This is a genomic window from Gluconobacter sp. Dm-73, from assembly GCF_018256215.1.
In the GTDB taxonomy this organism is placed as follows: Bacteria; Pseudomonadota; Alphaproteobacteria; order Acetobacterales; family Acetobacteraceae; genus Gluconobacter; species Gluconobacter cadivus.
The window spans coordinates 37,088-59,443 of sequence record NZ_JAERLW010000014.1 but is presented as its reverse complement, the minus strand read 5'-3'; the positions used below and the strand labels follow the sequence as shown (position 1 = coordinate 59,443).

Here is a 22,356-nt window from a genome sequence, read left to right as displayed (position 1 = left end):
AACGACCCGTTCCAGAAAAATCCGTTGCCCTGTGTTCGCAGAAACCAGAGAGGCTCACAACCTCCCACCCTTACGAAACAGGCATTCAGCCCACGATTCCCGCCAGATCCTGCAAGGCCCGCACATGCGCCTTCAAAGCCGCACGCCCCTGTGCCGTCAGAACCAGCCAGGTCCGCTGCCGCCCTCCCAGAGGCGCCTTGCGCAACCGCACATAGCCCGCTTCCTGCATCTGGGCGAGATGCTTGGACAGGACCGAGTCACTCACACCCAGCAGATCCCGCGCCCGGCCAAACTCCATGTCACTTACTTCCGACAGAGCCGCAGCAAGCTGCAACCGGACCGGAGGATGAATAACAGGATCGAATTGAGGAACAGCCGTCACAACCGCGCCGTCATACCAGCCTGCCAGACCCTCCGCCAGAGCAGCGCCACTCCATAGCCGATCGCAAAACTGCCCAGAGTCGCAATCCACGGCAGCCACGTCAGATGAAACACCCTTTCCCCTGCTCCGGACAGCGCCATCATCGCATAAACCGCCAGGATCATGCCGATTGCGATCTTCCGGGTCCGTCCCCGACGGTACCCATTGACGAAATATCCCATTCGCCGCCGCGCAATCGCAAAGAAAATGCCCATCAAGGCGACACACAGCCCTTCCAGCAGAAAAACGAAGGGCGGCTCCAGACTCATCGCAAAGGTGAGAAGCGCCAGAAGCCCACCCATGACGGGCGCATTCCACCACGGACAAGCCAGCTCTTTCGGAAGCCTGCTCCTGAAAGCGTCAAGCGCTTCCAGTTGCCTAAGCGCATCGTCTCGCCTGCTCACATGCGTCGTTTCGAATCCATCCTGCTGCACGGTATTGACTTTCCAATATGGAAAATGATGATCTGACTTTCCAATATGGAAAGAGAACCCATTCATGACAATCCTGCACAGCATTTCCGCAGCAAGAATTCTGGCAATCCTCTGGCTCGCATTCCTGCTGGCCGCCTGCGCGCACCACAGCCGCAGGGGAATGCAGGACTGGAAAATCTTCCGCACAACCCTCCATACTCAGGAACGACGCCGCTTCTATCTGAAATGGCTGTTGCAGAGTGTCATGCTTTTCGATCTTGGGGGTCTCGTGACGCTCTGGTTCCTGCCCGAATCCCTGAAGCCCACATCCGTTGCCCAGTTGCGCCTGTCCGCACCGGCGACACCCTCCAGCACGATGCCTCCTGAAATGTCACCCGCGTTTTTCGCAGGATTCACTTGCGGGCTTCTGATCCTCGCGGGCGTGTTCATTCTGCTCCGCAAACTGAAGCGACCCGCGCTTCTCAACCCTCTTGGCGATTTTTCTGCCCTGATTCCACGCACTCTGCCTGAAGCCGGACTGGCTTTTCTGCTCTGCCTGAATGCGGGTCTGGGGGAAGAGCTTTTCTTCCGTCTGGCCCTTCCCCTGCTCGCAGGCCAGCTCACCGGCAGTCTGATTGCCGGCGCGGTGCTTTCAACGCTGCTGTTCGGAGGCATGCACTGGTATCAGGGGCGCAAAGGCGTGCTGATCACGACGATCATCGGCCTAATTTTCATGCTCTGCGCCCTCCACGGAACACCCCTGATCTGGCTGATGGGATTCCACGCCCTGATGGACGTCATCGCTTTGTTCGTCAGACCGGCCCTGACCGGCCATTTCAGCCGGAGTGCTGTTACGCCGCCAGCAGGGCGACCTTTGTCATGAAGGCTTCGTGCTCTTTTTTGGCCAGCAGGGGTGCCGCATCAGCCATGGCTTCAAGCCAGCGTTCGAGTTCCGGCTCTTCCGCCTTGGCGAAATTACCCAGCACATGCCCCGTCACACGATCCTTGTGTCCCGGATGACCGATTCCCATCCGCACACGCCAGTAATCCGGCCCTGACAGACATTTGTCCATGGACCGCAGACCGTTATGCCCCGCCGCCCCGCCGCCCCGTTTGATACGCAGCTTGCCGAAAGCAAGATCGAGTTCGTCGTGAAAGGCGGTGATATCGTCCGGCGCAACCTTAAAAAACTGCGCGGCCTGCTGAACACTGTCACCTGACAGGTTCATATACGTCATCGGCTTGAGGAGCAGAATCTTTTCCCCTCCGATGACGCCTTCGGAGGTCTCCCCCCGGAAGCGCTTGCGCCACGGCGAAAAACCGTGGCGCCTGGCGATCTCATCGACCGCCATAAAGCCGATATTGTGTCTATGACGGCTCATCCCCGGCTCGGGATTGCCGAGACCGGTCCAGAGCCTCATGACATTACTTCTTCTTTGCGCCCGGCTTGGCAGCGGCTTCAGCAGCAGCAGCGGCCTTCGCAGCGGCTTCGGCTTCCATTTCGGCATCAACCGTCGGCGCAGCGATGGAAGCAATGACGACGTCGGTGTTCTGGCCACCCGTCAGCACAACGCCCTCGGTGCCCTTAAGATCCGTCCAACGTACGTTGTCGTGGATCTCAAGACCGCTCAGATCTGCCGTGAAGTGCTCCGGAATGTTCGCCGGATCAGCCTGCACGTCCATGTAATGACGCACGACGTTCAGAACGCCGCCACGCTTGATGCCCGGGGACTTCTCTTCGCCAACGAAAGCGATGGAGACTTCGACGTGGATCTTCGTGCCAGCCGTAACGCGCTGGAAGTCCACATGGATCGGGGCATCGGAAACCGGGTGCAGCTGCACGTCGCGGATCAGGGCCGCAACCGGCTCTGCGCCTTCGACAGCAAGGTTATACACGCGCGAGGACCAGCCACCGCGATGCAGTTCCTTCATGATCACGCGCGGATCAAGTGCGATGATGGAGGGCTCTTCCTTGCCACCGTAGATCACGGCTGGCACCAGGCCCTCACGTCTCGTAGCGCGCGCTGCCCCCTTACCAGCCTTCGCACGCGTCGAGACAGCAAGTGTCGTCAAATTAGCCACTGTTACGCTCCTGCGTATTGAATTTCATTCATCACAGACCTCCAGGGGTGCCTGTGCGAGGCGCGGAGTAGCGGAAAACCGCCACCGATACAACCATTTTCGGACTCAACGGCCCGGCTGCGCCCCTCTGGACCATCCCATCCCGCGACCGCTACGATTGCGTTCCGTTTCCACAGTTTCCGGCAGATATCCCCACCGATGAGCATCGCCGCCCGCATCGAATGCCTGCCCTTTACCCGCTTTCACTGGAAACTGCTGTTCCTCGGCGGCCTTGGCTATACGTTCGACGGCCTCGATTCTGCGATTGTCGCTTTTGCGCTACCCATGCTGAAAAACCAGTGGCATCTGAGCGGCCCGGCGCTGGGACTACTGGGGAGCGCGACCTATCTCGGCTACGGGCTGGGCGCCCTGCTATCCGGCTGGTGGGGAGACCGCTCCGGCCGCCGCCGCGTCATGATGAGCGCACTGGCCATCTATGCCATCGGCTCCCTGCTCTCAGCCGGATCGTCCTCCTTCACCGCCTTCTTCCTGTGCCGCCTGCTGTCCGGAATCGGCGCGGGTGCGGAAGCCACCATCATCGCACCCTATCTCAGCGAGTTCGTCGCCGCCCGCTATCGGGGAGCCTTCACCGCAGCCCTGACCGGGTTCTACTCTTTCGGCTACGTCACGGCAGCACTTTTGGGATTCATGCTTGTCCCCGCCATGGACGATGGCTGGCGCTGGGCTCTGGCCCTGACGGGATTTCCGGTCCTGATGCTGCTGTGGTGGCGGCGCGCCCTACCTGAATCGCCCCGCTGGCTCGACGAGCGCGGCCAAACGGCAGAAGCCTGCCGCATCGTCGGCGACATTGAGGAAAGTGCAGGCCTTGCGGTCGGCCTGACCACCACGACCGACCGTGGCACCCCTTCCCTGCGCCCGGTCCGGGATCTGTTCGCCCCGAAACTGCGGCGCTCTACCTTCATGAGCTGGGCAATGTGGCTGGCCATCACTTTCAGCTTCTACGCCTTCTTCACCTGGATCCCGACCCTGATGATCGAACGCGGCATGACGATCACCCGCAGCTTCGGTTACGCCATCTCGATCTATTTCGCCCAGCTTCCCGGCTATGCCTGCGCTGCCCTGCTCACCGACCGCTTGGGACGACGCGGAACCGTGGCGCTTTTCATGGTCGCCGGAGCACTCAGCGCCATCGGTATGGCGGCCAGCCAGACCCCCACCGAGGTCCTGATCTTCGGCATCCTACTGTCCTTTTTCATGAACGGCACTTTCGGCGGCATTTACGCCTACACTCCCGAGCTCTTCCCGACCGCTCTGCGCGCCCGCGGCATGGGCCTTGCTTCTGCTATCGCACGTCTCGGCGCCATCGCCTCACCCGTCCTGATCGGCTGGCTTTACCCGATCGCCGGCTTTCCCGGCGTCTTCGGCCTGACCACCCTGATCCTCCTGTCCGGTGCCACCGTCACGCTCCTCTTCGGACCCAGAACAGAAAAACGCCCGCTCGACGACGAGCAGGCGTTTGCAAAGAGCTGAACTCAGGCGTCCATCTCAGATCATCGGCACACCACCGTTTACTGCCAGAAGCGCCCCCGTGGTGTAGCTGTTCAGCGGATCGGCAAAGTAGACATATGCACCCGCCAGTTCAGCGGGCTGCCCGGGACGGCCCAAAGGCACATCGGAACCGAGATGTTCCTGTTCGTCTTCCGGCATGCCCGTTACAATAAACGGCGTCCAGATCGGACCCGGCATCACCGCATTGACCCGGATGCCTCGTCCGGCGAGCTGCTGCGCCATGCTGGACGTGAAATTCGCGATTGCCGCCTTTGTCATGGAATATGGTACCAGCAGCTCTGGCGCCGTCTTGAGATTGACCGAAGACGTATTGATGATGGATGCGCCCGCCTGAAGATGCGGCAATGCAGCTTTTGTCAGATGAAACAAGGCATCCGTATTCGTGGAGAAATGGCGTTTCCACTCCTCATCTGAAATCTCTTCCAGCTTCGCACGGGCTTTCTGGAAAGCCGCATTATTCACGAGAATGTCGAGCTTTCCGAAAGCCTCGACAGTTTTGCGGATCATCTCGCGACAGTGCGCTGCCTCACGGATATCGCCCGGCAGCAGAAGACAGGTCCGGCCTTCAGCTTCGATCTGGGCTTTGATCTCCCGCGCATCATCCGTCTCCGTCTCCAGATACGAAATCGCGACATCCGCCCCTTCGCGGGCAAAAGCCAACGCCGCAGCCCGACCGATACCGGAGTCGCCCCCCGTAATCAGAGCCGCAAGTCCCGTCAGCTTGCCGGACCCCTTATAGGTTTTTTCCCCATAATCAGGCTTCGGAACCATCTTCTCCGAAAGACCGGGGAAAGCCTGCGTCTGACCTTTGAAAGGTGGGCGCGGATAGCAGGTGCGGGGATCGGCTGGCATGGAAACACTCCTGTGTCGTCATGGAACAGAGTTGCCTCCTTAACGGCGCGTCTTCCGGACGGGTTCAGAAATTTTCCCTCTCTGAGACAAAATAGAGAGGCAGAGGGTATCTTCAGCCTCTTTTTGCACATCTGTCGCAATCCGAACGGAATCATGCCTGATTTCCATTACAGAAACGTTCTGCTTTCGCAGAATGGGATCTCAAAGTGCAGACAGTCACGACAGGTGCGCAGCGCAATCCGGGGATAGACCTCCTCAGAGGCCTCTCCATCATCCTCGTCGTCATCCATCATCTCGCTTCGCGCATTCCCCTGATGCACACCGGCCTTGCCGCAGTTTTCCCAGCCTTTCTACTGAAAGCCCTGACGTGGGATGGCGCCAAAGGTGTGAAAATCTTCTTCGTCATTTCAGGCTTCCTGATCACCGATCACACAATGCGGCGCTGGGGCAGTCTGGGCGGCATCAACATCCTCGCCTTTTCCGGACGTCGCGCCTGCCGAATCCTGCCATGCCTGCTGGTCCTGTTAGGAGTTCTCGCCGCGCTCAACCTCGCGGGAGCACCTGACTTCCTCTTCCACCATGAGGGCCAGACTCTGCCCGGCGCCATTTTCGCCACCCTTTTCATGCATCTGAACCTCTACGAAGCCCGAACGAACTACCTCCCGGCCAACTGGGACGTACTCTGGTCACTGTCGGTCGAGGAACTGTTCTATCTGGCCTTCCCGATCCTCTGTCTTCTGATCGGACGCGTCCCGAAACTGGTCGGCCCCAAACTTCTCGTCTGCATGTTCGCGCTGCTCGCCCTGTCCCTGCCTTTTGCGGAATGGCAGATCCGAGACGCTTCGGAAATCTGGCAGGACGAAGCCTATGGACCGGGAATTTCCGCAATCGCCATGGGCGTCTGCACAGCCCTGCTCGCACACCAAATACCGCCTGCCATGTTCGCGCGTCTCACGCTTTGGCTGGGCTGGACCGGAGCATTCGGTGTCGGGCTCTATCTGCTGGACAGCCATATCCTCTGGCAGACCCTGAACTACGGCGCCCCGCTGTTCTTTACAATATCCTGCGCGGCTCTATTGCTGGCCTTCTACAACGGCTGGGGCAAGGCGACCGCAAGCCGGTTTCTGACATGGCCTCGTCAGTGGGGCAGACTGAGCTACGAAATCTATCTCAGTCACATGTTCGTGGTCATGCCGATAGTCCACCTGTTCAAGGCCACTGGCGAAAACTGGACGTTCGGCTGGGTCTGGTTCCTCCCGACCCTCGGCCTGTCCTTCTGCCTCGGCACCCTCGTGGACCGTCTCCTCTCACGCCCCGCCGATCGCTGGCTGCTGGAGAAATCCGGCCTTCGCCGCCCTCAGCCCAGTGGGGAGGCCAGCGGGCGGATCGCCGAAATCTGATGTCCGATATGGCCGCCCCCTGCGAGGGTCCGGCGGCGATGGCTGAAGAAACGCTGGTCTGTCAGCGTATCGACGCCCAAAATCTGTACGGTCCGGACCCCGGCCTGTTCCAGACGAAACCCGCAATAGCCCGGCAGATCAAACAGGAAATGCCCGGCGCGAGGCGCTGAACGGAAAAAGATTTCCCCCTCCGCCCCATAAGCCAGAACAGCATCGCGCATATCCGGCCCAACTTCATAGCTCGCCGGTGCAATGCAAGGCCCGACAACAGCCCGAATCCCCACAGCCCCCAGCGCAACCATCTGCGCCACCACGGATTCCAGAATCCCGCCCGCAGCGCCACGCCAGCCCGCATGGGCCGCACCCACGATCCGCCCATCCTCAGAAGACAGCAGCACCGGTCCGCAATCCGCCGTAATCACACCGACGCCGATCTCAGGCCGGTCCGTCACCAGCGCATCCCCAACCTGCCCGGTGCCCGCCACCCACAGGGGCGTTTCGGTTGTCACAGGCACAGTGATGTCACTATGCGTCTGCTTCAGCCCCAGCAGATGATCCGGCTCCACCCCGAGCGTCCGCGCCACACGCGCCCGGTTTTCCGTCACATTCGTAGGATCGTCCTGGGAGGACAGCGAACAGTTCAGACTGTCATACGGCGCCGGAGAGACGCCCCCGAGCCGCGTGAAGAACCCATGCGGCACCTTGAGAACAGATCCCGTCAGCACGGATTCAGACATGTGCCGACACCTGCGCCGGGCGCCGCATCGCGTAAACCATGAGCCCCATCCCCGCGAGCGCCATCGGAATGCACAGCAACTGCCCCATCGTGGTGCCCCCGGACAGGAACCCGATATTCGCATCCGGCTGACGGAAAAACTCGCAGAAACTCCGTGCGCAGGCATAACCGAACAGAAACAGCCCCGACAGGAACCCGAACCGCTCGCGCGCCGCCGGACGACTGGTCGCAAATAGCATGACGCATAGCAGGAGCACGCCCTCGGTCAGGGCTTCATACAATTCGGACGGATGACGCGGAATCGGCCCACCGGTCGGGAAAATCATCGCCCAGGGCAGATCCGGAGATGCTGGGCGCCCCCACAACTCCCCGTTCACGAAATTCGCACAACGACCAAGCCCCAGCCCGATCGGCACCACCGGCACGATCCGGTCCGCAAAGGCCAGAAAGCTCAGACGGTTCTTCCAGCTGAAATAGGCCAGCGCCAGAATGACGCCCAGCGCCCCGCCATGAAACGACATCCCGCCATCCCACGTCTTGAAGATTTCCAGCGGATGCGAAAAATAATCCATCGGCCGATAGAAAAGGACATAACCCAGCCGCCCGCCCAGAAGCACGCCGAGGATGGCGTAGAACAGGAAGTCATCGACCTGCTCTTTCGTCGCCACTTCCGGCGACAGACGGTTCAGACGCTTCGCAATCGGCAGCGCAATGATGAACGACACCATGTAAGCCAGCGCATACCAGCGCACCGCAAGAGGGCCGACATGAAAGGCAACCGGATCAAAATTAGGAAAGATCAGAGGATGGCTCACGGAATCGGCTCTCAGAGATTGGGGTGGGAACGGGAAAGATAGTCGCGCACATACTGCCCGATTCCATCTTCAAGAGACGTAAACGGCGCATCATAACCCGCAGCGCGCAGCCGGCTCATATCCGCACAGGTAAAAGACTGGTACTGCCCGCGTAGTTTCTCGGGCATGTCCACGAACTCGACATCCCGCGCCCGCTTCGCAGCGTCACAGACCGCATGCGCCAGATCGAGATAACTCCGCGCCACACCGGTTCCGCAGTTGAACAGCCCGCTGACCTGCGGATGGTCGAACAGCCAGAGCATGACGTTGACAACGTCCCCGACCCAGATGAAGTCCCGCTGCTGCTGCCCGTCAGCCAGTCCCGGCACGTCCGAGCGGAACAGCTTTGCCGCACGATCCTGCACCACCTCGTCGTATTTGACCTTCACGACAGAGATCATTGACCCTTTGTGGTATTCGTTCGGCCCATAGACGTTGAAGAACTTGAGGCCTGCCCATTGCGGCGGCACAGGCGCTCCGGTTTCAACTTCCCGCTTCACCCACAAATCAAACGCCTGCTTGGACCAACCATACAGGTTCAACGGCCTCAGGCTGTCGATACCCTCCAGCCCGTCATGGAACATCTCCGGCCGATCCGCCGCCCCATACGTCGCGGCGGAAGACGCATAGATCATCCGCACGCCCCGCGCCGCGCACCAACGCCACAGCATCTGCGACAGGGCCACGTTGCTCGACCAGACGAGGTCTCCATCCCGCGCCGTCGTGGCGCTGATCCCCCCCATGTGGAACACGGCTTCGACATCCGGTTCGGACGCAAGGAAACCTTCCAACTCATCAGGCGTGATGATGCGATCTGGCGCATGGGACGCCAGATTACGCCACTTTACCCCGTCCCTGAGCCGGTCAACCACAACCGTCCGCAAGCTCCGGCGACGCAGGGCGGCATGAAGACACGAACCAATGAATCCGGCCCCGCCGGTGACGATAATCATCCTTCCTGTATAGTCTGCCCCCGATAACGATCCAAGCGACGCGCCCGACACGACACGCCGCAGAACAGCAGGAACTTCATCATGGCTGACAGACCCCGCTTTTTCGACGACCTCGCTGGCCTTGCCGGTAACGCATTTTCCGCCGTGACCGGCGCCCGCGAGGAGCTTCATGCCATCGTCCGCACCCGGGTGGACGAAATCCTCAACAGCCTCGACCTCGTGCGCCGTGACGAATTTGACGCGGTACAGGAAATGGCAACCCGTGCGCGCATGGCGCAGGACGCAGCCGAGCAGCGTCTGGCCGCAATCGAATCGCGCCTCGCAGCTGTCGAAGAGCTCGCAACCGAAGAAAAAGGCGGCCCGCAGGGCTAATCTGCAACAGTCACCCCAGACCGTGTAGTTATTGTAACACGTAATGCTTGCACCCAGGGCAAAGGCTCCATAACGTATTGATGTCGGGAGCGGATTTTCCGCTTCCGGCCGCAGACATCTGGAGCGCCGCACCGGCGCCAGGCCGGTGCCAGGCTCCACGGCCTTGGGAGACCCGCCATGCCTGCCCTGAGCACCTCACTCACCAATGAAACAGAATCCCATCCGCTCGACCTGATGGAACAGGTCATGGGCCTCTATGAATGGGAGTTCGAACGCCTCGGCCCGTCCGAAATGGCCGCCCAGGCCCCCGGACAGTGGTGCGACTATTCCCTGTATTTCACATGGTCCGACGAACTGTCGGCCCTGCATCTGAACTGCATCATGGACCTGCGCTCCCCCGCAAAGCGCCGTCCGGCCGTCCACGAACTCGTTTCCCTTGCCAATAACCGCCTCTGGATCGGCCATTTCGCCGTCGATCCCGACACAGGCACGCCCTCCTACCGACATACGCTGCTACTGCGCGGCGTGCAGACGCTGCCCGGCGAAAGCATGGAAGACCTCGTGGAAATCGCGATGTCCGAATGTGAGCGATTCTATCCCGCCTTCCAGTTCGCGCTCTGGGGCGGAAAAACACCGCAGGAGGCCATAGACGCCGCCATGCTTGACTGTGTGGGAGACGCCTGACCGTGCCATCCTCCGTCCCTTCAATCCTTCTTGCAGGGTGCGGCAAGATGGGAGGCGCGCTGCTCGACGGCTGGCTCGCCTCCCCCACACCGCCACGCCTCGTCGTCCTCGACCGACACCGAACCGGCTCGGACGATACGGTCACCATCGTCAGGACAGCCGCCGAAATCCCTGCCGATTTTCAACCCGACATCATCGTCCTCGCCGTCAAACCAAGCGTTGCCGAAATCGTGATCAATGCCCTTGGAAAGGCTCTGGGGCCCCGCATGAACGGTGCCGCCATTCTCTCGGTCATGGCCGGACGCACCTGCGAGACACTTTCGGACTCTGCGCGACTTGCAGGCGCGGACATTCCGATCCTGCGCGCCATGCCCAATACCCCTTCCTCGGTCGGTGCCGGGATCAGCGGCCTCTATGCTTCGGCCGCCGCCACTCCTGAGCAGAAATCCATCTGTCACGATCTACTTTTTGCGGTCGGAGACGTCGTACCGGTCGAGAACGAAGACGATCTGTCGGTCGTCACCGCCATTTCCGGCTCCGGCCCCGCCTATGTGTTTCTGCTGGCCGAGCTTCTGGAAAAAGCGGGGCAGCAACATGGTCTGGCACCAAATGTCGCCCGACGTCTGGCTCGTGGAACAATCTATGGCGCAGGACGCATGCTCGACGATCTGCCAGAAAGCGCCGAAGACCTCCGCAAGGCCGTCACCAGCCCCAACGGCACCACCGCCGCGGCTCTGGCCGTCCTCATGAAACCCGATGCCTGGCCCCAAACAGTTCCAAAAGCTATTGACGCTGCTACAAAACGGGCCGACGAACTCGCTGGCTGACAGTTTCTTTATGGGAGAGAGCTTGTCGGCAGACCGCAACGCTCCCACCATAAACCAGAAGCTTTCGACAGGAGACCCGTATGGACGGACGGCAGGACCCCTTTGAATCCGACGACATGGCACTGAGTGGTCCGCCGGATCTGGCACAGGAAGCCTTCGACGCCGCCCTTCTCCAGTCCGCCCTGTCCTTGGCTGCAAGCGAAGGCTGGCACCGCTTTTCACTCGTGGATGCCGCCCGGGACGCCGACCTTCCGGTCGAGACGGTCCGCAAACGCTACCCCGTCAAAGCCCTCCTCCTGCTCCAACTCGGGCGTCTGGCCGATGCCAGCGCCCTGCGTGACGACGGCAATGGCGGCACGCTGCGGGAATATCTCTTCGACCTGATCATGCGCCGCTTCGATATCTTTCAGGAATATCGCGAAGGCGTCCGTGCTGTTTTTCAGGCCGTGCCCTACGACCCTGCTCTGGCTGCCTTTCTGGCCGGCACCACTCTTGATTCCATGAAATGGCTGGCAGAGGCTGCCGGGATCGACTGTACGGGCTTTGGTGGTGTCCTGCGTATCAATGCTCTGGCCGCTGTCTGGGCCCATGCCATGCGGGCCTGGGAAAAAGACGAGAGCCCGGATCTGGCCGCCACCATGGCCGCCCTTGATAGCGCGCTGGATCGTGCAGAGCGTTACGGCATTCTCAAACCCTCAGCACGACGCAAAATGGACGAGGCCCTGAACACAACCGGTCTGCCCGATCACGATCTTGAACTGGAATCCTGACTTCGGACTTTACGAAGGCAACCGGTTCGGACTAGAAGGCCAAAAGCATGCGCTTCCAAAGAAGCGCATCGATTGGGGTGTAGCCAAGCGGTAAGGCAGCGGATTTTGATTCCGCCATGCGGAGGTTCGAATCCTCCCACCCCAGCCATTCTCTTTCAGACAGACTGCTTCAGCCCCGGACTGGCCTTGAACCGCACGGTCCGCCCCGCAGAAACCGCCACAGCCTCTCCCGTTCTCGGGTTAACGGCCTGCCGTGCTCTGGTTTCGCAAACCGTGAATGTTCCGAAAGACGGCAGCGTAAATCCCCCTTCTTCCCGTAATTCCTCGATAATCGCCTCAAGCATGTCATTGACGGCCCTCTGGGCAACCACACCGGTGCAATTCATGGAATCCTGAAGAACTGCGGCAAGAAAAGCTTTGCTCATGAATGAAACTCCGGATTTACTCAGTACAGATCGGGTCTTTCCGGTACAGAAATTCTGCTCAAGCGAACTAACGGGCGAATGGCCCACCTTTCCGAGGTGTCATAATATTTCATATAGATCCAGCTCATAAACAACCATAATATCATAAATTTAACGTTTCTTTCTTTCTCCATCGGGTCAATACCAATGCGTGTCTGCCTGTTTGCCTATTACAATCCTGACAGCAGGCTAGCGCCACACACACGGCATCTCCTCAACCAGATCGCCTCCTGCGGTTTCACAATTCATATCGCAGCCTCAGGCCTCTCGGACGCCACCGCCCAGCTCCTGCGGGACGATCTTGCAAACCCCGCCGCTCCAATCCCCGCGGCTGTCCATCCCCGCCCCAATACCGGACTGGACTTCGGAGCGTGGCAGTTCCTGCTCTCCAAGGGATATGCGGACAACGCAACAGAAATTCTTTTCACCAACGACAGCGTCTTCGGCCCCCTCCTCCCTCTGCGTCCCATCATGAACCGGATGCGAGAAAAGAAGTTTCAGGTCTGGGGCATGGTCCGCTCAGAGGCAGTCGTGTCCCATCTCCAGTCATGGTTCCTGTGCATGACGCACGACGCCCTGCATCATCCGGCGATCCAACGCATTTTCAACCAGCCGTTCAACGACATGACCAAGGACGAAATCGTCCTGCACGGAGAACTCGGCCTCGGACTAGCCATCAAGGCCGCCAGTCTCTCCACAGGAGCCTCCTGGAGCAGCACCCGGGGTCTGGCGCGTCTTTTAGCAATCAATCCTATGCATGCGGACTGGCGAACCGTCCTGCAATCGGGCAATGCCCCGTTCATCAAAACGGAGCTTCTGCGCGACAATCCGAGCGGCATCGCCTCCATCCATCTCTGGCGCGCGGAAATCCCCGATCCAACGTTTTTTAATCCGGACTGGATCGCGGCCTATCTGGCCGCAACACCGCCTCGCAACCACTCTGCTCGGGCAAGCCTGCGAGCCCGTGCGGTCCAGGCACTCGCCAGCGAAGACCGACGCCATGCCCTCACCGCTCTGCTCCTCGGACGTTAGATCGTTCGACCGGACGCCTGTTTCAAAAAGCCATAAAGCTCGTCTGCCTGCATATCATAGGTCGCAAGCCGCTCCCGAAAAGGATTGGCGTAATCTGCAAAGCGTTCAGGCGCATCCAACAACGCCGAGACAGCTTCGGCCAGCGTCTTGGCTTTGCCATCCAGCGGCAGGCAGGTTCCGTTCACCCCATCTACCACGTCTTCGGACTGCCCCCCTGGAGAGGTCGTCACCACCCAGACATCCCGTGCCAACGCCTCGCGCACCGTCAGGCCGTAGCTTTCCTTCCATTGAGACGGAAAAAGCAGCACGTCGATCTGATCGTAAAAATCATCCAGTCCTGATTGCGTATAAGCCGGGACAACACGCAGCCGACCCCGCACAGACCAGTCTTCAGGAAAAATCGACTGGAACCCTAGATTGAGTTTGTTATCAACCAACACAAGCTCCCAGTCGCTCCGGGACAGGGACTGCATTGCCTCTTTCAGCAGACCATAGCCCTTGACGGCCTCTGTCCCCCCGACAAACCCAAACCGCAGCGCCCCCCCGGCAGTCCGCTTCCTGCGCGGACGCTCAGGCCAGCAAAACCCGTTCCGGTTGACCACGATCCGCTCGGGTGCAATCCCGTTCGCCAGATACAACTCACGATGCGCCTGCGATGGGCTGATCAACAGAGCCGCGCCATTCAAGGCCTGTCGCATCACCACTGCCCGATCCGCAAGATGCCGCGCACCCGGCACACAGGCCTGACAGACAGCGGGGTCAATGGTCGTCTGGAAACAGTAACGCTCGTCAGCGCGCACCATGAACTGGCGCTCACACAACCACCAGGCATCATGCAGCGTCAGAACATAGGGAACCCCCTTCTCCTGACACACCCGCAAAAGCCCGACTCCAAGTCCCTGCGCGGCATGAACATGAACCACATCAGGCTGACAGGCTTCCAGAATTTCCGAGAACCTCGCCGCCATGGCCGGATTATCCAGTTGCCCCAGTCCACCCTGATCATCCGGCAGAACCGAGGCAAAAACCGTCATGCCATCCACATCGTAGCGAATATCGCCATCAGGAAGATCCGCAACGCTGGAGCGGGACGTCAGAACACTGACCTTCACCCCTTTACGCACCAACCGACGCCCCATCTCCTCAGCCACAATCGTGGCACCCCCGAAAGACCGGGGGGCAAAGTAGACATTCGCCATAAGGACTCTGAGATCCTGCGCCTCCTGAACGGCTGGAACCCCAAACAGAAGCTGGGCCTGTGTCTGAACCATCGCCTCCGGCGCGTAGCGGGCCATCACGTCTTTATACGCGGCCTCCGCCAGACACCGTCGGTAATCGTCGTCCCGCGCCAGTCTGAGAAAGGCATCCCGCCATGCTGCGACATCCGCCGCCAAACATCCATTCTGTCCATCCCGCACCACCGTCAGAAAGGCTGCCCGGGGAGAGCAGATCGCGGCCACCCGGACAATCGCGGCTTCAAGAAACTTGATGTTGCTCTTGCAGTCGTTGAACAGCGTCGGTTCCAACGGCGCAATCGCAATATCCGTCTGCGACAGAGCTTTGAGATAGTCAGCGTAGGAGAGTTCGGTCAGACGTTCGACCCGGTCCCCAAACCGCTCAAATGCCGGGGAAAGCTGCAACTGGCCGATCACCCTCAGGCAAAGCCGGGGTTCTTCAGCCATCGCAGCCAGCAGACCTGACTCTGCTTGCCTGAAATCCGCATCGTGGGTGTTGGTTCCAGATCCATAGGAGACCCACAAACGCTCTGAACCCGAATGCCGCGGCAGTGCCGCCGCAACTTTCAGCGTTTCCACATCCAGAGCATTCTCCAGAACCACTACATCCGACAGACCCGCCTTACGCATGGCCCCAGCCAGCGCTTCAGTCGAGGCAATACCCCGGCCACAGGCCAACATACACCGGCGAAACAACACCACCCCGGACAGCAGAAGATCGCGTTCTGCTGCGGGCAGCGTTTCGATATTCCCGTTCTGGCGATATTCCTCTTCATCGAAAATCAGATCATCGACTTCCCATCGCGGCGACAGTTCCAGCCGGTGGGCCTCCTGAACAAGTTTCAGAACATCTTCAAATCCGGGAACCCGATAAAAAATAACCTGTGTGCAAAGCTGCAGCGCAGACATGGCCTCAGCAATATCGCGCCAGTCAACAACCTGAACCGACCAGCCCAGCGCCGTCAGAAAATCCCGCTTCTGCCAAACGCGGTATTTGGCACACTGTCGCAGACTAAGCTCTGCGATAATCAAGACCTTAGGCTGTAATCCATCTGACTGGTGCCCGGAAGCAGCTTTATAGGGATGCAGATGTTCCGCATCGTCTCCCACTTCAGGAAGACCATTCTGCGCTTTAGCATGGACCCGCTGCAAACGCCGCAAGCGATGAGTGACGGCTTTCTGAATGCCGGCCAACCCATCCCGCCCCCACAGACGCACAAACCGTCCCGGCAAATCCCGCACAGGCCTACCAGACAGCGATTTTCCCAACATCAGCGCACGAACAGCACGCAGAGGAAGCGTCACACGCCAAGACAGGGAGGCCTGAATCAAAGAAATCTGTCGAAGAAGCTGTTGATTTTCTCTCTGCAGCTCTTCTGCTCTCAACCCGTTCAGACGGGCCGCACTTCGATAGCTTTCAGTCAGTGAGTCGCGCGCGTCATCGCGCATTCCGTCAGGCTTTCAAAAAGGGCAGAAACACGAAAGGCCGGACCCTCGCGGACCCGGCCTTCCCGAACATTACAGCTCTGTCAGATGACAGAGACCGTAATCAGCTCAGTGTGAAGTCCGAAGCTTTCAGATCACTGATGCCCACGAACGTGATCTTGGAGTTGTCGGACAGTGCGATCGTGGAGTTACCACCAGCAACCGTAGCATTCGACAGGACGTTCGCCAGACCGTTGTTGTTCTGAAGGCCATACTGGTACAGAGCCATCAGGTTGCCGGCAGCGCTACCAAAGTCGGTGATCGTGTAATCACCACCGGCAGCACCCTTGTTCAGGGCGAACAGGTTTGCAGCACCCGAACCACCCGTGAGGGTCGCCGCGCCCGAACCACCAACCAGTGTGTCGGAAGCAGAACCACCGATGATAGTCTCGTTACCCTTGCCAGCGAAGGCGTGCAGCGTGCCATTGGAAGACGCGGCCGACACGGTCTCGTTGCCGTCACCACCAACAAACAGGTTGGTCGAGCTTGCAGAACCGCCAACCAGCAGCAGGTCGAGACCCGAAGCACCGAACAGTGTGGACGCACCGGCAGAAACGGTCGTTGCACCCGTGCCGTTCAGGAACGTGAGCGAGCCCGAAGCCGTGATGGAATTGGACGTACCACGGATCTGCCAGATATCAGCAGAAGCTGAGATCGTGTCGTTCAGACCACCCGAAACGGTGCTGATAGCGCCGGTCGAGAAGTAGGTGCTGGAGCTGCCACCCGTGATGAAGCTGTTGTTGCCACCCGAAACGGTGTTGTGCGACGTCGTGTCGTAAACCGTTGCGTTGGCACCCAGCGTCACTACAGAGCTACCGCCGAGCAGCGTAACCGTATCCGTACCGGTCACGCCGTCGATGGTGTCCTGACCTTCGGAACGAACGACATTCGTCCCGCTGCCCAGAACGATTTTATTGTTGCCCAGACCAGCACTGATGGTGTTATTGCCGCTGGTGCCCGTAATGGTGTCGTTACCGTCACCCGTCGCAACGGTCCAGTTACCGGAAGAGCTTCCGCCATCGAACGTGTTGTTTCCAACACCGCCAACGAACGTACCGTTCTGGTTACCAGCCTTGAACGTGACACCGGCATAATCGCCAGCAAGAACACTGATATTGCTGGCCGTGCTACCCGACACATCCAGGCTCACGGCAGAATTCAGCGTGTCCTGACCGGACTCGGAATAACTGCCAATGGAGATATACTGGGTGGTGCCACCAGAGACGGAGTAATTACCGCCCTGGCTGATCAGGCCATGGCCCGGATTGGTCCCCGTAGCAGAGTTACTACCGGCGACCAGGTCATAAGAATCAAGCCCGCCACTGGTGTGGAGGGTGGAAAGAGCAGTCTGGTACTGCTGCGCCAGCAGCTGGGTCTGCCCACCATTGACCGTGACCGCGAAGGTCTGGCCGGAGGCGCCAACGACTGTAGTAATGGTACCCATTACTGTGCACTCCTAAAAAAGGTTGCCTCGCACCGGCGGCCCTCGGACCACCCAAATGATCGAGCGACGAGTCTTGCACATACCAGAGCCGGATTGTCAAAAGCAATCAACTTTGCGCACGATACAAGGATTCATGATCCGACATTTACAGATTCGAAAGGCAGCGCCGACAAAGAGTTCTCCGTTTCCATTATATGAACACGGAAAAGAGTGGATCACCCAACTCTTCAATCAAATCCTTTTATATCGAAAAAGTTCCGTCAATGTTAATTTCATAAGAAATAAATATTAAGACACACGCTTCAATCCTTAGAAAAATGGCATGTCTCTATTTTCAAGACATACCACCTTCCGCAGAAAAACCGATCCTCACAGGCCTGCTCGTGAATTTTCCCAAACCGCCTTCTCCACCCCCTTCAACGACCGACCATTTTCTGGCGCGTCTGGCGCTTCTGCTGACATCAGAAAAGACTGATGATCCAATTTCTTCCAATCGACAGGATCTGATTGATCACATTCACTTGATCGCCTGGTTGATGATCATTCTAACCGAGGAAAAGGGTATCTCAGCTGCCCGGATCGACTATTCGCCATGCCTCTTCAGACTGACGCACCGGAGTCTTCGTTCGTTTCTGGAAACATCGCTTCCGGCCAGCGATATCCGGATCGTGTCCCACGCACTTCAGAACGATGCCCTCCCCCCCCCCATCCTGCTTCAAGTTACAGGAGAAACAGCAGGGAGCTCTTCTTCAGTTCCTGTCCTGCATTTTGGAAACCAACACTCCGAAGGATTCTTTGCGTTTACTCCAGAAAACGTCCTCACTCACGCAGGCGACTCCCCCTTTCTGGGCTTTCTTCTTTCCGACACTTCGGAAAGCAGGGATTACCGTCACGCCATCCAGCAGCTTCTTCGTAACAATCGTAAGACGCGCCTCCTGCGCGCTAAAATACACAGCGTACAGCAGGACTCTCTGGAGAAAACACACCTCATTCAGGACCTGCGTGTTTCACTCCGGATGCTGTCCAACAAAAAGGCCGTGGCCCTTTCAGACACCCACTCGGAGGAAAAGAGCACCCCCCACCTCCCCGCTCCTTCCATTGAACCTTCCCCCGTCCCGGTCCCTCCTTTCTGGCTTCGGGTCTGCCGTCGCCTGAAACGCTCTCTTCTTCCACGGCCTGCACCCATCGAGACTCCGAGTCAGGAGTCAGCAGCCGATGAAGACGTCATCGTCTCTCCCCCCGCGCCTTTTTCCGTCTCCCGCGTCCTGTTCATTGCCGGCGAGCCAAACACTCCCGGCGTTCTCTACCGCTGCGACCGAAATGCAGCCGCCGCCCGGGATGCAGGCTTCGACGCCAGAGTCCTGCCCTGTGCTTCAGTTGGCTATGACGACATCCACTGGGCGGACGTCATGGTGTTCTGGCGGGTTGAATATAGTGGTCATGTCAGTACGATTTTCGATCTCGCCAGATCTGAAAATGTCGTCACCATCTTTGACGCCGACGATATCGTCTTCGTACCGCATTATGCGCGCGTGGACCTGATTGATGGCATCCGCTCAATCGGCGCTACAGAAGAACAGATCGAGCGCTGCTTCTCGGACATGCGTCGCACTTTCCTGCGCTGCGATCAGGGCTCAACCACGACGGCGGAGCTTGTCTTTGCCATGCACAGTCTGCGCCCCGTCGTTCACCTTTTGCCCAATATTTATGATATGGCCTCGCTGAAACGGGCCCGGATAGCCCTGCGCATGCGTGGAGAGCCAGGACGCGTCAATGCCGGAGACGGACTGGTCCGCATCGGCTACGCCGCAGGCTCGCGGACACATCAGCGGGATTTCGCACCCATCTGTCCGACCATCGCAGATATCCTGCATCAACGCCCACAAGCCCGGCTTGTGCTGTTTCGCGAACCCGAAACGCATCGCCCCATTCTGCTCGTGGAAGAATTTCCCAGCCTGATCCCCGTGCAGGACCAAATCGAATGGCGCGACATGGTGCCGCTCGCAGAACTGCAGGACGAGTTCGCACGGTTCGACATCTCCATCGCACCGCTGGAAACAGGGAATGTCTTCTGCGAAGCCAAAAGCGAGATCAAGTTCTTCGAGGCCGCCCTGTCCGGTGTGGCAACAGTCGCATCCCCTACAGGCCCATTCCAGCGCGTCATCCATCACGGAGAAACCGGCTTTCTCGCCGATAGCTCGTCCGAATGGCACGACGCTCTGCTAGAACTGATCGACCACCCTGAACGGCGCATCCGGATGGCACGGGATGCCTATCATTCCATTCTCTGGCCCTTCGGTCCGCAGGCTCAGGCCCAGCGAATGAAACTCGCACTCACCTCCCTGAACGGGGACGACGCAGCGGCCCGCGCCGCCGAGACACATCTGGCCAGAGATCGCCTTGCCCCGCCGGAACTGCCCGTCATCCCCGCCAGCCAGACCATTTTTCATCATGATGCCTTAGGAGAAGCCCCGGTCACGGTCGTCATCACCTCCTATAATTACGAGGCACATCTTCTGGACGCACTGGAATCCGTTGCCGCCCAAACACTGCCCGTGCTTGATCTGATCGTCGTGGACGACGGATCTTCCGACGGTTCGCTCGCTCTGGCCACAACATGGATGGAACGACACCGCGAACGCTTCAATCGCCTGATCCTGCGCCAGTCTCTCACGAATGCCGGACTGGGCGGCGCACGAAATATCGGCATGGATGCAGCCGAAACGGTCCATGTCATGCAACTCGATGCCGACAACATCCTGCGCCCCGAAGCCTGTGAAACACTTCTGGAGTCCATGAATAACGGCACGGCCTATGCCTATCCGCTCATCGCCTGTTTCAACGAAAACGGCCCAGTCCTAATGGACATGACTGCTGACACCCACCACCAGCCAGGCACCCCCGAACTTCTGGGAGACCTACCCTTCAACCCGCTCTCCCTCGTTTCCGGAAATCGCATCGACGCGATGGCCATGGTCACGAAATGGGCCTGGGCTGCTGTCGGCGGCTACTATGTTTCACGTGAAGCAATGGGATGGGAGGATTTCGATCTGTGGTGCTCCATGGCGGAACGCGGCCTGCCCGGCCATCATGTCCCGCAGATTCTAGCTGATTATCGCCAGCATGAGACATCCATGACAAATGCCTCGACTGAAAAAGACGCTCACAAAGCCCGCGTCGTGGCCTTCGTTCAGGCACGCCATCCGTGGATCCGCCTCAGCGCCGAACAGGCAAAACCCCGGAGAAACTGAGGCTATTCCAGACCGGATACAAAAAAACCCGCTCCTGGACAGCTCCGGAAGCGGGTTTTTCATAACCTGAAAGATCGAACCGGGCTCCTCGAAAGAAGCCCGACACGCCCCAATCAGAACGGTGCGTCGATATCCACAACGTCGATCAGCTTGTGATTGACGAATTCCTTGATGCCCAGACCGATCAGCTCGCGGCCATAACCCGAACGGGCCACGCCACCGAACGGCAGGTCAGCCTTCACCATCGTCGGATGGTTGATATAGACCATGCCCGTATAGATCTGCTCGGCAACCTTCACGCCGCGCGCGGTATCCTTCGTGAAGACCGAACCACCCAGACCGAACGGCGAGTCATTGGCAATGCGAATGGCGTCCGCATCATCCTTGGCACGATAGAGCTGCGTGACCGGACCAAAGAACTCCCACAGACGAGCTTCATTGTTCTCGTGCAGGTTGGTCATCAGCAGCGGCTGGAAGAACGCACCCTTCTCCGGCACCGACGGGCCAATCGCCTCGACAACCGCACCATGCTTCTTGGCTTCTTCGACCTGAGCCTTCAGATCGTCCGCAGCCTTCTGCGACGACAGCGGTGCCAGCGTGGTGGACGCATCCATCGGATCGCCAGCCTTCAGCTTGAGAACTTCCGCCTTGTACAGCTCAAGGAAACGATCATAGACGGCATCCGCCACGATCAGACGCTTAGCGGACACGCAGACCTGACCGGCATTCCAGTGACGACCGAAAGCGGCCCATTTCGCGGTCTTTTCCAGATCCGCATCGTCCAGAACGACGAAAGCATCGGAACCGCCCAGCTCCATCGTGGACTTCTTCAGGGCCTGTGCTGCAATCCCGGCAACAATAGCGCCTGCGCCTTCGGACCCCGTCAGAGCCACGCCACAGACGCGCGGATCCTTGAGGATTGTCTCGGTGTGATGACGAGCGGCATACAGGTTGCGGAACCCGCCCTTCGGCAGCCCGGCTTCCTTCATCATATCATCGAACGCAGCCGCACACTGCGGCACGTTGGAAGCGTGCTTGAGAATGACCGTGTTACCAGCAGAAAGCTGCGGCGCAATGATGCGGGCGATCTGGTAGAACGGGAAGTTCCACGGCTCGATTGCGAAAACAATGCCCTGCGGCTGATGGATCAGCACGGCGTCGCCCGAGTTCGGGTCCGCAACCGGCAGCTTCTCGGACTTGAGAAGCTCTTCGGCATGCTTGGCATAATATTCGAAGATTTCAGCCGACAGGATCGTCTCGGCCTTGGCTTCGGCGTAAATCTTGCCCATTTCCAGCGTCAGAAGACGGGAATACTTGTCGATATCACGACGAAGGATATTGGCGGCGGCGGTCATAATCTTCGCACGCTCGGCGAAGGAGGTATGACGCCAGCTCTTGAACGCATCATAGGCTTCGGTCAGCGCGGTCTGGACTTCCTGATCGGTGGCATCCGGGAAAGTCTTGAGCGTCTCACCGGTATAAGGGTTGATCGTAGCATAAGCCATGATGAGT

21 protein-coding genes and 1 tRNA gene are annotated in these 22,356 nt (G+C 59.1%); 10 read left to right on the top strand and 12 right to left on the bottom strand.

What is annotated here, in order from left to right; all coding sequences use genetic code 11:
* Positions 1–85: 85 nt before the first annotated feature.
* Together JK176_RS13825 and JK176_RS13820 are read right to left on the bottom strand one after the other, a co-directional pair.
* Positions 86–382, bottom strand: a complete 297-nt coding sequence (locus JK176_RS13825; protein ID WP_194267430.1) for a transcriptional regulator — start codon at positions 380–382, stop codon at positions 86–88.
* Complete coding sequence (locus JK176_RS13820) at positions 379–855, bottom strand: hypothetical protein (RefSeq protein ID WP_349291939.1); 477 nt, start codon at positions 853–855, stop codon at positions 379–381. The genes JK176_RS13825 and JK176_RS13820 overlap by 4 nt, the downstream gene beginning before the upstream one ends.
* Before the next feature lie 64 nt (positions 856–919).
* Here JK176_RS13820 and JK176_RS15035 point away from each other — a divergent pair, with 64 nt between their 5' ends.
* Positions 920–1,717 (top strand): CPBP family intramembrane glutamic endopeptidase, encoded by a 798-nt coding sequence (locus tag JK176_RS15035; RefSeq protein WP_249194514.1) that lies wholly within the window; start codon positions 920–922, stop codon positions 1,715–1,717.
* On the opposite strand, the gene pth is transcribed toward JK176_RS15035, so the two are convergent.
* Entirely contained in the window at positions 1,686–2,255 is a 570-nt protein-coding gene (pth, locus tag JK176_RS13810; RefSeq protein WP_211576554.1) for an aminoacyl-tRNA hydrolase, read from the bottom strand. The two genes, JK176_RS15035 and pth, sit on opposite strands and share 32 nt — an antisense overlap.
* A gap of 4 nt (positions 2,256–2,259) precedes the next feature.
* Positions 2,260–2,916, bottom strand: coding sequence for a 50S ribosomal protein L25/general stress protein Ctc (locus tag JK176_RS13805; protein WP_194262938.1), 657 nt, complete (start codon positions 2,914–2,916; stop codon positions 2,260–2,262).
* Positions 2,917–3,114: 198 nt separating this feature from the next.
* Here JK176_RS13805 and JK176_RS13800 point away from each other — a divergent pair, with 198 nt between their 5' ends.
* A complete protein-coding gene (locus JK176_RS13800; protein ID WP_211588259.1) occupies positions 3,115–4,446 on the top strand; it encodes an MFS transporter in 1,332 nt (443 codons plus the stop codon).
* Between the two features lie 15 nt (positions 4,447–4,461).
* Here the strand turns inward: JK176_RS13800 and JK176_RS13795 are convergent, their stop codons facing one another.
* Complete coding sequence (locus JK176_RS13795; protein ID WP_211588258.1) at positions 4,462–5,337, bottom strand: SDR family oxidoreductase; 876 nt, start codon at positions 5,335–5,337, stop codon at positions 4,462–4,464.
* A 206-nt stretch (positions 5,338–5,543) separates the two neighbouring features.
* Here JK176_RS13795 and JK176_RS13790 point away from each other — a divergent pair, with 206 nt between their 5' ends.
* Positions 5,544–6,737 (top strand): acyltransferase, encoded by a 1,194-nt coding sequence (locus JK176_RS13790; protein WP_211588257.1) that lies wholly within the window; start codon positions 5,544–5,546, stop codon positions 6,735–6,737.
* Here the strand turns inward: JK176_RS13790 and pgeF are convergent.
* From pgeF to rfaD, 3 genes are read right to left on the bottom strand one after another with little or no spacing between them, the layout of a single operon-like run.
* Positions 6,695–7,474, bottom strand: coding sequence for a peptidoglycan editing factor PgeF (gene pgeF / locus JK176_RS13785; RefSeq protein WP_211588256.1), 780 nt, complete (start codon positions 7,472–7,474; stop codon positions 6,695–6,697). The two genes, JK176_RS13790 and pgeF, sit on opposite strands and share 43 nt — an antisense overlap.
* Entirely contained in the window at positions 7,467–8,273 is an 807-nt protein-coding gene (lgt, locus tag JK176_RS13780) for a prolipoprotein diacylglyceryl transferase (protein ID WP_408874196.1), read from the bottom strand. Before lgt ends, pgeF begins: the two co-directional genes overlap by 8 nt.
* 26 nt (positions 8,274–8,299) lie before the next feature.
* Positions 8,300–9,280 (bottom strand): ADP-glyceromanno-heptose 6-epimerase, encoded by a 981-nt coding sequence (rfaD, locus tag JK176_RS13775; protein ID WP_211588254.1) that lies wholly within the window; start codon positions 9,278–9,280, stop codon positions 8,300–8,302.
* Between the two features lie 81 nt (positions 9,281–9,361).
* Here rfaD and JK176_RS13770 point away from each other — a divergent pair, with 81 nt between their 5' ends.
* The 5 genes from JK176_RS13770 to JK176_RS13750 all read left to right on the top strand — a co-directional run bounded on the left by JK176_RS13770 (position 9,362) and on the right by JK176_RS13750 (position 12,081).
* The gene (locus tag JK176_RS13770; protein WP_099287288.1) at positions 9,362–9,652 is read left to right on the top strand and encodes an accessory factor UbiK family protein; all 291 of its coding nucleotides are present in this window, start codon (positions 9,362–9,364) and stop codon (positions 9,650–9,652) included.
* 177 nt (positions 9,653–9,829) lie between these two features.
* Positions 9,830–10,336: a YbjN domain-containing protein gene (locus JK176_RS13765; RefSeq protein ID WP_194262945.1), complete on the top strand. Its 507-nt coding sequence runs from the start codon at positions 9,830–9,832 to the stop codon at positions 10,334–10,336.
* Positions 10,333–11,163, top strand: a complete 831-nt coding sequence (gene proC / locus JK176_RS13760) for a pyrroline-5-carboxylate reductase (RefSeq protein WP_283091986.1) — start codon at positions 10,333–10,335, stop codon at positions 11,161–11,163. The genes JK176_RS13765 and proC overlap by 4 nt, the downstream gene beginning before the upstream one ends.
* Before the next feature lie 80 nt (positions 11,164–11,243).
* The gene (locus JK176_RS13755; protein WP_206034869.1) at positions 11,244–11,933 is read left to right on the top strand and encodes a TetR family transcriptional regulator; all 690 of its coding nucleotides are present in this window, start codon (positions 11,244–11,246) and stop codon (positions 11,931–11,933) included.
* Between the two features lie 73 nt (positions 11,934–12,006).
* Positions 12,007–12,081 (top strand) — tRNA-Gln (locus JK176_RS13750).
* Between the two features lie 7 nt (positions 12,082–12,088).
* Here JK176_RS13750 and JK176_RS13745 read toward each other — a convergent pair.
* Positions 12,089–12,358, bottom strand: a complete 270-nt coding sequence (locus tag JK176_RS13745; RefSeq protein ID WP_211588252.1) for an HU family DNA-binding protein — start codon at positions 12,356–12,358, stop codon at positions 12,089–12,091.
* Between the two features lie 180 nt (positions 12,359–12,538).
* Between JK176_RS13745 and JK176_RS13740 the strand changes: the two genes are divergently transcribed.
* Positions 12,539–13,429 (top strand): rhamnan synthesis F family protein, encoded by an 891-nt coding sequence (locus JK176_RS13740; RefSeq protein WP_211588267.1) that lies wholly within the window; start codon positions 12,539–12,541, stop codon positions 13,427–13,429.
* Here JK176_RS13740 and JK176_RS13735 read toward each other — a convergent pair.
* Both JK176_RS13735 and JK176_RS13730 read right to left on the bottom strand, forming a co-directional pair.
* Positions 13,426–16,113, bottom strand: a complete 2,688-nt coding sequence (locus JK176_RS13735; protein WP_211588251.1) for a glycosyltransferase — start codon at positions 16,111–16,113, stop codon at positions 13,426–13,428. The two genes, JK176_RS13740 and JK176_RS13735, sit on opposite strands and share 4 nt — an antisense overlap.
* Positions 16,114–16,213: 100 nt before the next feature.
* The gene (locus JK176_RS13730) at positions 16,214–17,593 is read right to left on the bottom strand and encodes a calcium-binding protein (RefSeq protein WP_194262950.1); all 1,380 of its coding nucleotides are present in this window, start codon (positions 17,591–17,593) and stop codon (positions 16,214–16,216) included.
* Between the two features lie 383 nt (positions 17,594–17,976).
* Here JK176_RS13730 and JK176_RS13725 point away from each other — a divergent pair, with 383 nt between their 5' ends.
* A complete protein-coding gene (locus JK176_RS13725; protein ID WP_349291938.1) occupies positions 17,977–20,844 on the top strand; it encodes a glycosyltransferase in 2,868 nt (955 codons plus the stop codon).
* 113 nt (positions 20,845–20,957) lie between these two features.
* Here JK176_RS13725 and JK176_RS13720 read toward each other — a convergent pair whose 3' ends face one another.
* On the bottom strand, positions 20,958–22,349 hold the full coding sequence (locus JK176_RS13720) for an NAD-dependent succinate-semialdehyde dehydrogenase (RefSeq protein ID WP_211588249.1): 1,392 nt from the start codon (positions 22,347–22,349) through the stop codon (positions 20,958–20,960).
* Between the last annotated feature and the right edge of the window lie 7 nt (positions 22,350–22,356).

What these genes read in the sequence shown, in the direction of transcription:
- JK176_RS13795 (WP_211588258.1), bottom strand. Translation starts at nt 5,337, where the DNA reads ATGCCAGCCGATCCCCGCACCTGCTATCCGCGCCCACCTTTCAAAGGT.
- JK176_RS15035 (WP_249194514.1), top strand. Translation starts at nt 920, where the DNA reads ATGACAATCCTGCACAGCATTTCCGCAGCAAGAATTCTGGCAATCCTC.
- JK176_RS13755 (WP_206034869.1), top strand. Translation starts at nt 11,244, where the DNA reads ATGGACGGACGGCAGGACCCCTTTGAATCCGACGACATGGCACTGAGT.
- pgeF (WP_211588256.1), bottom strand. Translation starts at nt 7,474, where the DNA reads ATGTCTGAATCCGTGCTGACGGGATCTGTTCTCAAGGTGCCGCATGGG.
- JK176_RS13735 (WP_211588251.1), bottom strand. Translation starts at nt 16,113, where the DNA reads ATGCGCGATGACGCGCGCGACTCACTGACTGAAAGCTATCGAAGTGCG.
- pth (WP_211576554.1), bottom strand. Translation starts at nt 2,255, where the DNA reads ATGAGGCTCTGGACCGGTCTCGGCAATCCCGAGCCGGGGATGAGCCGT.
- rfaD (WP_211588254.1), bottom strand. Translation starts at nt 9,280, where the DNA reads ATGATTATCGTCACCGGCGGGGCCGGATTCATTGGTTCGTGTCTTCAT.
- JK176_RS13765 (WP_194262945.1), top strand. Translation starts at nt 9,830, where the DNA reads ATGCCTGCCCTGAGCACCTCACTCACCAATGAAACAGAATCCCATCCG.
- JK176_RS13720 (WP_211588249.1), bottom strand. Translation starts at nt 22,349, where the DNA reads ATGGCTTATGCTACGATCAACCCTTATACCGGTGAGACGCTCAAGACT.
- JK176_RS13770 (WP_099287288.1), top strand. Translation starts at nt 9,362, where the DNA reads ATGGCTGACAGACCCCGCTTTTTCGACGACCTCGCTGGCCTTGCCGGT.
- JK176_RS13745 (WP_211588252.1), bottom strand. Translation starts at nt 12,358, where the DNA reads ATGAGCAAAGCTTTTCTTGCCGCAGTTCTTCAGGATTCCATGAATTGC.
- JK176_RS13730 (WP_194262950.1), bottom strand. Translation starts at nt 17,593, where the DNA reads ATGGGTACCATTACTACAGTCGTTGGCGCCTCCGGCCAGACCTTCGCG.
- JK176_RS13800 (WP_211588259.1), top strand. Translation starts at nt 3,115, where the DNA reads ATGAGCATCGCCGCCCGCATCGAATGCCTGCCCTTTACCCGCTTTCAC.